The organism is Thiomonas sp. FB-6, assembly GCF_000377645.1.
Classification (GTDB): domain Bacteria; phylum Pseudomonadota; class Gammaproteobacteria; order Burkholderiales; family Burkholderiaceae_C; genus Thiomonas_A.
Window position 1 is genome coordinate 26389 of the sequence record NZ_KB898502.1, and the last position, 11187, is coordinate 37575.

The following is an 11187-nucleotide window of genomic DNA, read 5'->3' on the forward strand; positions in this document are numbered from 1 at the left end:
GGATCCGGGCGATGCTCGGGCCCCACTCTACTCGCAAAAACCCTCGCCCAGGGCGCCTGAGGCGCCCCGCCCGCTCAGCTCTGCGGCGCCGTCCACGGCGGCGGCGTGACGCTGAACAGCAGGTCCGGCGCCCGCCAGCCGCGGGGCGGGCGCCCCAGGCTGAGCGAGCCGGAGTGGCCCAGCAGGCACACGCCCTGGCGCACGAACACCGGATCGGGGCTGGCGCGCTGGCGCACCCAGGTGCCGTTACGGCTGATGTCGGCGATCATGTAACTGCCGTTTCGCCAGACGATTACTGCGTGCTGACGCGAGATTGCCGGATTATCCACGGCGATGTCGGCATGGGCGTCGCGGCCCAGGCGGATCGGCCGGTCGGGCGTGAAACTCAGGTGCAGGCGCCCGTCCGGGCTGCGCAGGTTCAACCACAGCGCCGGCGCGGCCTCGGGCTGGGGTTCGGAAGGCTCCTGCTCGAAAGCCCAGGCCTTGCCCACGTGGGAAAACCCGATGGGCGGCAGCGTGGCGCGCGCGCGCAGCGCGAGCTGCGGCGGCAGGGCCGCCACCACCCCCTGGTCGAGCAGGGTTTCGCCGCCCTGCGCCGCGGCCGCCAGTGAGGAAGCGCGCAGCAGGGTCTCGCCCTCGAAGTGCGGCGGGCGGCACAGCACGGCCCCGCTGCTCAGGCCCATGTCCAGCGGCATCTGGAAGCCGGGGTCGACGTCCAGGCACCAGGTGCGCAATTCCTGGCGCAGTGCGCCGGCCGCCTCCAGCGCCTGCTCGGGTTTCTCGAACAGCGCCAGCAGCGAGGTGCTGTCCGAACGCACCACCAGGCCGCCACGGGCCGAGGCGCGGTGCGAAAGCCGGTTGATGGTGTGTTCCAGGAACTGGCGCGCACGGGACTCCCCGAGGCTGACGAACAGCTCGTGGGTGCCCGCCAGGGCGGCGTGCAGGGCCACCAGGTTGGAAGGGGGCTGCAGGCCGAGCCAACGTCGCAGCATGGCCTCAGGCTCCGTCGGCGGGGGATGCGGGGCCGGCGCCCGCGGCCGGCACGGGGGCCTGCGCCGGGTGCTGCGGGCTCAGCACGCTGATCCAGCAGGCCTGGCCTCCGTCCTCGGGTCGGTTGCCCGGGCGGCAGCCGAGCAGCAGGTATTCGCGGCCATGGGCATGGCCGTGCCCGTGGGCCGCGTGCTCCTCGCGATGCGCGTCGCCGCCCACGAGGAAGACCTGGCCCGGCTGCAGGGGCTCGGACGTGACCACGCTGATGCTGCCGTCGGCCTGCTCGGCCACCTGCATGACCAGCAGGTCGTCGGCGCCGGCGGCGCCGGCCTGGCGCAGCGTGACGGGGCGCGGCCGGAAACTCCCGCGCGGATCCAGCAGCAAGGCCTCGACCTGGATGCGCAGGCTCAGCGGGTCGCGCCCGGGCACGGCGCTGCCCGAAGCGGCGCCTGCCGTTCCCGCCGGCGAGCGGATGGTGCTGTTTTTCATCGCCCAGCGGCCCTTGGCTCGTTGGATCCGTGATGGTTCATCGCGCGCGCCGCCTCTCGGCGATGCTCCCCCCTTGGCCTCACGGTGACACCCGATTGCGGCCGCCGCGCTTGGCTTCGTAAAGCGCGCGGTCGGCACGCTCCAGCAGGTCGGCGCTGCGCCGGTCCTCGGGCAGCGCATGGGCACAGCCGATGCTCACCGTCAGTCGCAGGCTCGATTCTGCATGAATGTGAAACGCGGTGGCCTCGACGGCCTGGCGGATGCGCTCGGCTAGGTGCCGCGCGCCGCCGGCGTCCGCCCCCTGCAGCATGAGCAGGAATTCCTCGCCGCCCAGGCGGCCGAACTGGTCCTCGCCGCGGCGCGAGCCGTGCACCGTGGCGACGAACTGGCGCAGCACCAGGTCGCCGGCGGCGTGGCCGTGGGTATCGTTGATCTGCTTGAAGTGGTCCAGGTCCAGCAGCAGCACGGCCAGCGAGGACTGGGTGCGCCGGTCGCGCCGGCGCTCGAGTTCCTCGTCCAGCAGTTCCAGGATGCGGCGGCGCCCGTACAGGCCGGTGAGGTGGTCGCGGGTGGCCAGGCGTTCGAGCTCACGTTCCATGGCTTTGCGCTCGGAGATGTCGCGCCAGATGCCTTCGACCCCTGCGTACTGTCCGCGCTCGTCGCGCAGGGCCTGGGTACTGATGGAAATGTCGATGATCACGCCGTCCTTGCGGCGCATGCGTCCGGGGAAGTCGCGCACGAAACCGTGTTCGCGGATGGCCGCGACCAGCGCGTCGCGCTCGGCGGGGTCGGGGTAGAAGGCGGCGGCCGGCAGGCCGATGATCTCCTCGGCGCTGTAGCCGAGCACGTTCTTCACCGCGGGACAGACGTAGCGCGTGATGCCCTGCGCGTCGGTGCGGTAGAACACGTCCTGCATGGTGTCCATGATGCGCCGGAAGTCCTCGTCGGTGCGGCGCAGGCGCTGCTCCATGGCGGCGCGCTCGGTCATGTCCAGGCAGGTGGCAAGCACGCCATGCTCGCCATCGCAGTCGACCGGGGCGCTGGTCATCACCAGCGTGAGTTCGTGGCCCTTGCAGTCGAACACGCGCACGCTGGTGGGCGGGTTGACGCCCTCGCCCGCCTCGGCGCGGCGCAGGCGCGCGAGCACGCGGTGGGCGTCCAGCGGATGCGCGAAATCCTGCACGCTGCGCCCGAGCAGTTCGCCCGCGGACCCGGCATTGAGCAGGCCGACCGCCGCGGCATTGACGTAGCGCAGGCGCTCGCCCACCACCACCAGCACGGGAGCCGCGAGCGCGTCGATCCATGCGGCCTGCGCGGGCAGCATGGAGGGAATCGGCTTGGGGCTGGACATGGCGGACAAAGGCTGGGGCGTGGCGGCGGAAACCGAGGATTCGAGTGTAAAGGGGCCCCGTGGCGCCACGCGTGACGGAATTCACGCTGCGGCGCGAATTCGGCGTGAGCGCGACGCCGCGCGGATGCCTCTCGCGGGGCGGGTACCGTGTCGGGTACGCTGTACGGTCATGACATCGCCCGCCCCCCGGACCCTGCTCGACGACGGCCCCATGCGCCGGCACAGCCTGCTGCCCTTCGCGGCGGTGCTGCTCACGCTGGTGTTGATCACGAGCTGGTTCCTGGTGGCGTCGTGGACCGAGCAGATGCGCAATCGGCGCGCGGAACTCGCGGAAACCGCGCAGATCGTGCAGGTGGCCGTGCAGAACCACCTGAACCGCTACTCGCGCGGCCTGGCCTTCCTGGCCGCGCAGATCCGCTCGCGCGGCTGGCTCGGGCATGGGGACGACGACCTGGCGCAGGCCTTGCGGGATTTCCGGAGCACGGAACCGAGCGTGGCCGAATTGACGGTGGTGGACTGGGACGGCAGCGCGCCCGCGGATCTGCGGGAGGTGCAGGCGCTGGCCCGCGCCCATCCGGGTTCCCTGCAGGTAGGGCGCCCCCTGCTCAGCGGCCCGGCACGCCGCGCGCTGGTGCCCATCGCCTGGGCCCAGGCGCCGGCCGGCGGGCATGCCGGCTTCATGGTGCTGGGCGCGCTGGACCAGAAGGCGGAAAACGCGATGTACCGTTCGTTGGTGCAGGAGGGGGCGAACCCCCATCTGACCTTCGGGGTGCTCGAGTCCGACGGCTACCTGCTGGGGCGCTGGCCCCTGCCGCAGGCCGAGGACCTCAAGGCCTTCTACACCGAGCGCCGCACGGGCCTGATCATGCAGGCGCTGCAGCACAACCCGGGACGGCACTGGATGCCGGCCGAGGGCACGGCCAACGCCGACCCCAGCGGGCGCGTCTACGTGGGCGCGCTGCACCGGCTGGACGGCTACTCCCTGGTGGCCTTCGTGGTGACTCCGCGCAGCGCGGTGGTGGCCGACTGGTGGAGCCGCGCGCGCCTGCCGCTGGCCGGCGCGCTGCTGCTGGCGCTGATGGTGGGGGTGCTGCTGCGGCGCGACCTGCTGCTGCAGCGCGACTGGCTGGGGCGCCTGCGCCTGCTGCTGCGCAGCAGCGAGCAGGCGCGCGACGAGCAGCGCAGGGACGCCGGCCTGTTCGCGCAGATCCTGGACAACCTTCCCGGCGGGCTGATCGTGTTCAACGCCGCGGGGCTGGTGCAGTACTGCAGCGCGGGCTTCGTGCGCATGACCGGCATCACCGTGCCGCCGCGCGAACTCCTGGGCAAGCCCTGGCGCGCCGTGTGGGCGTTGATCGAGCACATGCATGCCGGCGGGCGCAATTCCCTGAACCAGGTGAAGATCCTGTTCAACGAACACCAGCCGGCGGTGGACGAGGTGTGGCTCAAGGACGGGCGGATTTTTCTGCGGCATTACACGCCGCTGCAGGGCACCGATCAGGAATCGGCGGGTGCGCTGTGGACCATCCAGGACGTGACCGAGCGCAAGCTGCAGGAGCAGCAGATCCGCGAACTGGCCGAACGCGACTCGCTGACCGGGCTGAGCAACCGCGGCGCCTTCGAGAAACTCCTGGCCGAGACCCTGGAGCGGCGCGACGACGTGGCGCTGGGCATCGCCGACCTGGATGACTTCAAGGCCATCAACGACCGCTTCGGCCACGCCGCCGGCGACGCGCTGCTGGTGGAGGTGGCGGCGCGTCTGCGCGGGGCGCTGCGCCTGTCGCCGCAATCGCGCCAGGGGCGCGACAGCGACATCCTGGCGCGCATCGGCGGCGACGAGTTCGCGCTGCTGCTGCCGGTGGGCAAGGACCCGCGGCGCGCGCAGCGCATCGCCGAGCGCGTGATGGCGGCGCTGCGCCCGCCCATCGAGATCGAGGGCCAGATGCTGTCGGCGCGCCTGTCGCTGGGCCTGGCGCTGCGCATCGGCAACGAGGACGCGCAGACCCTGATGCGCCAGGCGGACATCGCGCTGTACGCGGCGAAGGCTCGCGGACGCAACCAGGCCTGCCTGTTCGACCAGCACATGCAGGCCGAGGTGGAGGCACGCCAGGGCTGGCTCAGCGCCATCGAGCGCGCGCTGGAACAGGGCCGGCTGCAGATGCACGTGCAGCCCATCCTGAGCGTGCCGCGCCAGCGCAACGGCCTGCCCGCGGTGAACCAGGTGGAAGGCCTTCTGCGCCTGCTGGACGAGGACGGGCGGCTGCACAACGCCGGCAAGTTCGAGCATGTGCTCGACGAGCCGCGCGTGGCCGTACCGGTGGGGCGCTGGGTGCTGGAGCAGGCGGCGCATTGGATCGAGCGCTGGCGCGCCCGCGGCGTCGAGCTGGGCATGAGCGTGAACATCAGCCCGCGGCATTTCCTGGGTCCGCATTTTCTCGACGACTTGCGCGAACTGCTGGGGCGCCACCCGCGCATGCGCCCCGGCAGTCTCACGCTGGAACTCACCGAGCACGGCGCGCTGCTGGACGGCGACGCCACGCGCCGGCGCGTGGAGGAATGCCACGGGCTGGGAGTGCAGGTCAGCCTGGACGACTTCGGCACCGGCAGCGCCTCGCTGACCCATCTGCAGGCCCTGGCCGTGTCCACCCTGAAAATCGAGCGACGCTTCGTCAAGGACCTGATGCACGACGCGCGCGACCTGAGCATCGCCTACGGCATCCTGCGCACCGCGCAGCTCATGGGGGTGCGGGTGGTGGCCGAGGGCGTGGAAACCCCCGAGCTCGCGCGCGTGCTGGTGGCCATGGGCTGCCAGCACCTGCAGGGCTACGCCGTGGCGCGCCCGATGCCGGCGGCGCAGCTGCTGGAGTGGCTCGCCGACTGGCCGCAGCGCCTGGCCTGGAGCGCCGACCTGGGCAAGCCCGGCGGCCTCGGCCCCGACGGCATCGAGGCCATCGTCTCGGTGGGCACGATGCTGCGCCAGCTGATGCAGGGCGCGCTGGACGCCGAAACCGAGGCCCTGCTGCGCCAGCCCGACGCCGCGATGCGCTGCCCCATCGGCCAGTGGTGCCAGCACCATGCCGGGCGCTGGCGCCACCAGGCCCGCTTCGAGGATCTGGTGCAACGCCAGTCCGAGTTGTACGCACTGGTGCGGCGCTGGCTGGACGAGCCGCTGGCGCGCCCGGCACTGGAAGTGGAATTGCACATGGCCAGCGACGAACTGCGCGAACGCTTCTGGGCCCTGACCCTGCAGGGATCACCCGGCGGCGTGTTCGTGCTGCAGCCGCCCGAAGCCACCTGAAGGAGCCCTCGCCCATGCAGACCTGCGCCATCGTCACCGGACACTCCCGCGGCCTGGGAGCCGCGATCCTGCGGGAGCTGCTGGGCCGCGGCATCGCCACGCTGGGGCTGGCGCGCGGCGCCTCGCGCACGCCCGTGGAGGCGCCGGCCGGGCTGTTCGAGGAACGCACGCTGGACCTGAGCGACCCCACGGCGCTGCGCGCCTGGCTGGCCGGGCCGCAACTGGCGAACTGGGTGCTGGGGCGCCAGCGGGTGCTGCTGGTGAACAACGCGGGCACGCTGGAACCCATGGGGCCGCTGCCCACGCAGGACCTGGCGGCGGTGGCCGACGCGGTGAACCTGAACGTGGGCGCTCCGCTGATGCTCAGCGCGGCGCTGTGCGCGGTGGACGGCGCGGACCAGGAACAGCGCATCGTGCACGTATCCAGCGGCGCCGCGCGCAGCCCCTACCCCGGATGGAGCATCTACTGCGCCACCAAGGCGGCGCTGGATCAGCACGCCCGCGCGGCCGCGCTGGACGCCACGCCGGGGCTGCGCATCTGCTCGCTGGCGCCGGGCGTGGTCGACACCTCCATGCAGGCGGCGCTGCGCAAGGTGGACCCCGCGCGTTTCCCGATGCGCGAACGCTTCGAGAAGCTGCAGCGCGAAGGCCAGCTGAGCAGCCCCGAGGACTGCGCGCGCCGCCTGGTGGACTACCTGCTCAGCGAGGGTTTCGGGCGGGACCCGGTGGCCGACCTGCGCAGCCTGGCGAGCGCAGCCTGAGCGCCGCCGGGCGCGGGGCTCAGGCCGCCGCCTGCGCGGTGGCCGTGTAGCCGGCGCGGCGCACCGCGTCCACCAGAGCCTCCTTCGGCGCGTCGCCGCGCACTTCGGCGGCAGCCGCGTCGAGGCTGACCTGCGCCGACTCGACGCCGGGCACTGCCAGCAGCGCCTTGGTGACGCTGCCCACGCAATGCTGGCAGCTCATGCCCTCGATGGACAGGGTGGTGGATGGGCTCATGGTGGAACTCCTCTCAGAGGGATGGGAAACCGTGGGCGTGGGCGTCGGGGTCGGCACGCGCGTGGGCGCGGGCTCCGGGGCCGGCGGCGCCGTGGCGGCAGCCGGCGCGCTCCAGGCGCGCAGGCCCCGCAGGCGCAGGCTGTTGCCCAGCACGAAAACGGAGGACAGGCCCATGGCGATGCCGGCCAGCATCGGGCTCATGAACAGGCCCCAGGGCGCGCCGGCTCCGGCCGCCACGGGAATCAGCAGCACGTTGTAGCCGAAGGCCCAGAACAGGTTGCCGCGGATCGTGGCCATGGTGCGCGACGCGGCCCGCAGCGCGGCCACCAGCGCGCCGAGGTCGCCGCGGGTGAGGGTGACGTCGGCGGCCTGCATGGCGATGTCGGTGCCGCTGGCCAGGGCCATGCCCACGTCGGCCTGCGCCAGCGCCGGCGCGTCGTTGATGCCGTCGCCGACGAACAGCACCTTGCGGCCCTGCGCCTGCAGCGCGCGCACCACGTCGGCCTTGCCCTGCGGCAGCACCTCCGCGTGCACGGAGTCGATGCCCACGATGCGCGCCAGGGCCTGCGCCGCGCGGGTCGAATCGCCACTGACCATGTGCACCGCCAGGCCCAGCTCGCGCAGCCCGGCCACCACGGCGGCGGACTCGGGGCGCGGCGGATCGGACACCGCGAGCACGCCCAGGGCCTGCGTGTCGCGCGCCGCGTACACCACCGTGGCGCCCTGTTCCAGCAGGCCGGTGGCGGCGTCGTCCAGCGCGCGCGGGTCCACGCCCAGTTGTTCCAGGTAGCGCCGCGTGCCCAGCGCGATCATGGCGCCGTCCACCCGGGCGCGCGCGCCGAAGCCGGCGCGGGCTTCGAATTGCGTCACCTCCGGCCAGGCCAGGCCGCGCTCGCGCGCGGCGGCCACCACCGCGAGGCCCAGCGGGTGCTCGGAGCCCGATTCCACCGCGGCCGCCACGCGCAGCAGATCCTGTTCGCCGACGCCTTCGCCCGGACGCAGGGCGGTGAGCCGGGGCTGGCCGCGCGTGAGCGTGCCGGTCTTGTCCAGCAGCACGGTGTCCACGTGCGACAGCGCCTCCAGCGCCTCGCCCTTGCGAAACAGCACGCCGAGTTCGGCGGCGCGGCCGGTGCCCACCATGATGGCCGCGGGCGTGGCCAGCCCCATCGCGCAGGGGCAGGCCACCACCAGCACGGCCACCGCCGCGAGCAGCGCGTGGCTCAGCGCCGGAGCCGGTGCCAGCAGCATCCACGCGCCGAAACTCAGCAGGGCCACCAGCAGCACGGCCGGCGTGAACACGCGCACCACGCGGTCGGCCAGGCCCTGGATGGGCAGCTTGCCGCCCTGCGCCTGCTCCACCAGGCGGATGATCTGCGCCAGCATGGTGTCGGCGCCCACCGAGGTGGCGCGCACCACCAGCAGGCCCTGCTGGTTCACCGTGCCCGCGCGCACCGGGCTGCCGGGCTGCTTGTCCACCGGCATGGGCTCGCCGCTGAGCATGGATTCGTCGACGTGCGATGCGCCTTCCAGCACCTCGCCGTCCACCGGCAGGCGCTCGCCCGGGCGCACCACCACCTCGTCGCCGGGGCGCACCTGGCCGATGGGGACGTCGCGCTGTTCGCCGTCCACGCGCACCCGCGCGTCGCGCGCCTGCAGGCGCGCCAGCGAGCGGATGGCCTGGGAGGCGCGGCCCTTGGCCAGTTCCTCCAGGTACTTGCCGAACAGCACCGCGGCGATCACCACCGCCGCCGAGTCGAAATACACATGCCGCGAATGCGCCGGAAACCAGCCCGGCACCAGCAACACCACCATGCTGTACAGCCAGGACACGCCGGCGCCGGTGGCGACCAGGGAGTTCATATCCGGCGCCAGGTGGCGCCATGCCGTCCAGCCGCTGCGGAAGAACCTGCGCCCGGGCCCGGCCACCACCACCGTGGCCAGCACGGCCTGCAGCCAGTCGCTCGCCGAGCGGCCGCCCGGCAGGGGCAGCAGGCTGTCCAGCGCATGCGCGAAGCCCGGAAACAGCATGCCGCCCATGGCGATGGCCGCCACCGCGGCGCCGAGCGCGGCGGCCAGCCAGGCGTCGCGCCGCATGGAACGCAACTGTGCCTGCTTGTGCACATCGGCGTCGGCGGCGGCACGGGCGGCGTCGGCATCGCGCAGCCGCGCGCCGTAGCCGGCCTCGGCCACGGCATCGAGCATCGCCTGCGCCTGCACGCTGGCGGGAAGGTAGCGCACCGAGGCCGTCTCGGCGGCCAGGTTGACCTCGGCACCGAGCACGCCCGGCACGCCGCGCAGCGCGCGCTCGACCCGGCCCACGCAGGAGGCGCAGGTCATGCCCTGCACGTCCAGCATGAGCTCGGCGGTGCGCGCGGAATAGCCGCTGGCGTCGACCGCGTGGACCAGCGCTGCGGCGTCGAGGCGAGAGGGGTCGAAGCGCACCTGCGCGCGCTCGGTCGCCAGGTTCACGCTGGCCTGCACCCCGGGCAGCGCGTTGAGCGCGGATTCCACGCGGGAACTGCAGGAGGCGCAAGTCATGCCCTCCACGTCCAGCGCGAGTTCGCAACTGGGGCCGGCGGCGGGCGCCTCGCGGCTGGGGACGGCGGGTGCGTTCATGACGGTTCCTCCTCGGAACACAGCGCGGCGAGGATGGGGCACTCGCCCAGCGCGCCGTGCCCCGGGCAGGCCTGGACCAGTTGCTCCAGGCCCCCGCGCAGGCGTTGCAGGTCGGCCATGCGCTGTTCGATCTGGCGCAGGCGCTGCTCGGCGACGGCGCGCACCTGCGCCATGTCGCCCTCGCCCTGGCGATGCAGGTCCAGCAACTGGCGGATCTCCGGCAGGGAGAACCCCAGCGTCTGGGCACGCCGGATGAAGCGCAGGCGCTGCAGGGCCTGGGCGCCGTACAGGCGGTAATTGGACGGACTGCGCCGGCTGGGTTCGATCAGCCCCAGGCGCTCGTAGTGGCGCAGGGTCTCGGTGGCCAGCTCGGCGCGCTGGGCCAATTGGCCGATGGTGAAGTCGTTTCGGGCATCCATGGGAGAAAGTTTACAGCCGGTTGTAAGCTTGAATCCTTGAGCTGGCGCAAATCCCTGCCACGAACATGGCATACTGCGCCTTGGGAACCCGTGGATTCCCGTAGGGCCCATGCCCGCCCCACGCCCGCCTCGATCCGCCCCGACGTCCGCCCGCCGCCCTCCCCGCTCCCATGACCCTGCACACCTGGTTGCTCTACGTCCTCACCGTTTGTGTGATTTCCGCGATTCCCGGCCCGAACATGCTGCTGGTGATGAGCCACGGCGCGCGCCACGGCCTGCGCCGCTCCACGGCGACCATGGCCGGCTGTCTGTGCGCGCTGTTGTTGATGATGGGTGTTTCCGCAGCGGGCCTGGGGGTGTTCCTCAAGGCCTGGCCCACGCTGTTCGACGGGCTGCGTCTGGCCGGCGCCACGTACCTGGTGTGGCTGGGCGTGCGCACCTGGCGCAGCGCGCGTCATGCCAGCGAGCAGCCGGCCGACCAGGCGCCGCAGCAGGCTTTCGCGCTGCCGCAGCGCAGCCAGTGGGCCCTGTTCCGCAACGGTTTCGCGGTGGCCAGCAGCAACCCCAAGGCCATCCTGTTCGCCGCCGCCTTGCTGCCGCAGTTCATCGACCCCACGGCGCGCGCACTGCCGCAGTTCACAACCCTGCTGGGCAGCTTCGCGGTGATCGAACTGAGCTGGTACCTGGTCTACGCCGGCAGCGGGGCCCAGCTCGGCCGCTGGCTGCGCCGCGCCAGCGTGGCCCGCGCCTTCGCCCGGGTCACCGGCGGTCTGTTCGTCGGTTTCGGCGCCGCGATGGCGCTGCTGCACGAGTAGCCCTCACGGGCAGGCGCCCGCAGTGCCTGCCCGATGTCAGGCCAGGGCCACCGAAGCTGCCGTGGCGCCCGGCACCGCCACGCGGAACTTCACCCCTTCCAGCAGCCGGTCCCACAGTTCCACCGCCTGCTCCTCGCTGATCGCGCTGGTGCGCGCATCGCCTACCCGGTTGTTCTCCACCCGCGTCATCAGGCTGATGTCCAGATGCGCCGG

Annotated in this window: 9 protein-coding genes; 3 read left to right on the forward strand and 6 right to left on the reverse strand. The window is 72.7% G+C overall.

Annotation, left to right across the window (positions count from 1 at the left end; all coding sequences use genetic code 11):
* Window positions 1–74: 74 nt before the first annotated feature.
* From D466_RS0116530 to D466_RS0116540, 3 genes are all read right to left on the reverse strand, one after another.
* The gene (locus D466_RS0116530) at window positions 75–992 is read right to left on the reverse strand and encodes an FHA domain-containing protein (RefSeq protein WP_018914823.1); all 918 of its coding nucleotides are present in this window, start codon (window positions 990–992) and stop codon (window positions 75–77) included.
* A gap of 4 nt (window positions 993–996) precedes the next feature.
* Window positions 997–1479, reverse strand: a complete 483-nt coding sequence (locus D466_RS0116535; RefSeq protein WP_018914824.1) for a hypothetical protein — start codon at window positions 1477–1479, stop codon at window positions 997–999.
* Window positions 1480–1558: 79 nt separating this feature from the next.
* Window positions 1559–2830, reverse strand: coding sequence for a GGDEF domain-containing protein (locus tag D466_RS0116540; RefSeq protein ID WP_026285388.1), 1272 nt, complete (start codon window positions 2828–2830; stop codon window positions 1559–1561).
* Between the two features lie 169 nt (window positions 2831–2999).
* On the opposite strand from D466_RS0116540, the gene D466_RS22950 reads away from it, so the two are divergent.
* Window positions 3000–6128 carry an EAL domain-containing protein gene (locus tag D466_RS22950; RefSeq protein WP_018914826.1) on the forward strand — a complete coding sequence of 1043 codons (3129 nt, stop codon included), beginning with the start codon at window positions 3000–3002 and terminating at the stop codon, window positions 6126–6128.
* 14 nt (window positions 6129–6142) lie between these two features.
* Window positions 6143–6889, forward strand: a complete 747-nt coding sequence (locus tag D466_RS0116550) for an SDR family oxidoreductase (protein ID WP_018914827.1) — start codon at window positions 6143–6145, stop codon at window positions 6887–6889.
* Between the two features lie 19 nt (window positions 6890–6908).
* On the opposite strand, the gene D466_RS0116555 is transcribed toward D466_RS0116550, so the two are convergent.
* Together D466_RS0116555 and D466_RS0116560 are read right to left on the reverse strand one after the other, a co-directional pair.
* A complete protein-coding gene (locus D466_RS0116555; RefSeq protein ID WP_018914828.1) occupies window positions 6909–9740 on the reverse strand; it encodes a heavy metal translocating P-type ATPase in 2832 nt (943 codons plus the stop codon).
* Window positions 9737–10159, reverse strand: a complete 423-nt coding sequence (locus D466_RS0116560; RefSeq protein ID WP_018914829.1) for a heavy metal-responsive transcriptional regulator — start codon at window positions 10157–10159, stop codon at window positions 9737–9739. The genes D466_RS0116555 and D466_RS0116560 overlap by 4 nt, the downstream gene beginning before the upstream one ends.
* A 170-nt stretch (window positions 10160–10329) precedes the next feature.
* On the opposite strand from D466_RS0116560, the gene D466_RS0116565 reads away from it, so the two are divergent.
* A complete protein-coding gene (locus tag D466_RS0116565) occupies window positions 10330–10974 on the forward strand; it encodes a LysE family translocator (protein ID WP_018914830.1) in 645 nt (214 codons plus the stop codon).
* Between the two features lie 36 nt (window positions 10975–11010).
* Here the strand turns inward: D466_RS0116565 and D466_RS25170 are convergent, their stop codons facing one another.
* Window positions 11011–11178, reverse strand: coding sequence for a T6SS immunity protein Tli4 family protein (locus D466_RS25170; RefSeq protein ID WP_369759457.1), 168 nt, complete (start codon window positions 11176–11178; stop codon window positions 11011–11013).
* Window positions 11179–11187: the final 9 nt, after the last annotated feature.

What these genes read in the sequence shown, in the direction of transcription:
- D466_RS0116535 (WP_018914824.1), bottom strand. Translation starts at nt 1,479, where the DNA reads ATGAAAAACAGCACCATCCGCTCGCCGGCGGGAACGGCAGGCGCCGCT.
- D466_RS0116565 (WP_018914830.1), top strand. Translation starts at nt 10,330, where the DNA reads ATGACCCTGCACACCTGGTTGCTCTACGTCCTCACCGTTTGTGTGATT.
- D466_RS0116560 (WP_018914829.1), bottom strand. Translation starts at nt 10,159, where the DNA reads ATGGATGCCCGAAACGACTTCACCATCGGCCAATTGGCCCAGCGCGCC.
- D466_RS0116550 (WP_018914827.1), top strand. Translation starts at nt 6,143, where the DNA reads ATGCAGACCTGCGCCATCGTCACCGGACACTCCCGCGGCCTGGGAGCC.
- D466_RS0116530 (WP_018914823.1), bottom strand. Translation starts at nt 992, where the DNA reads ATGCTGCGACGTTGGCTCGGCCTGCAGCCCCCTTCCAACCTGGTGGCC.
- D466_RS22950 (WP_018914826.1), top strand. Translation starts at nt 3,000, where the DNA reads ATGACATCGCCCGCCCCCCGGACCCTGCTCGACGACGGCCCCATGCGC.
- D466_RS0116555 (WP_018914828.1), bottom strand. Translation starts at nt 9,740, where the DNA reads ATGAACGCACCCGCCGTCCCCAGCCGCGAGGCGCCCGCCGCCGGCCCC.
- D466_RS0116540 (WP_026285388.1), bottom strand. Translation starts at nt 2,830, where the DNA reads ATGTCCAGCCCCAAGCCGATTCCCTCCATGCTGCCCGCGCAGGCCGCA.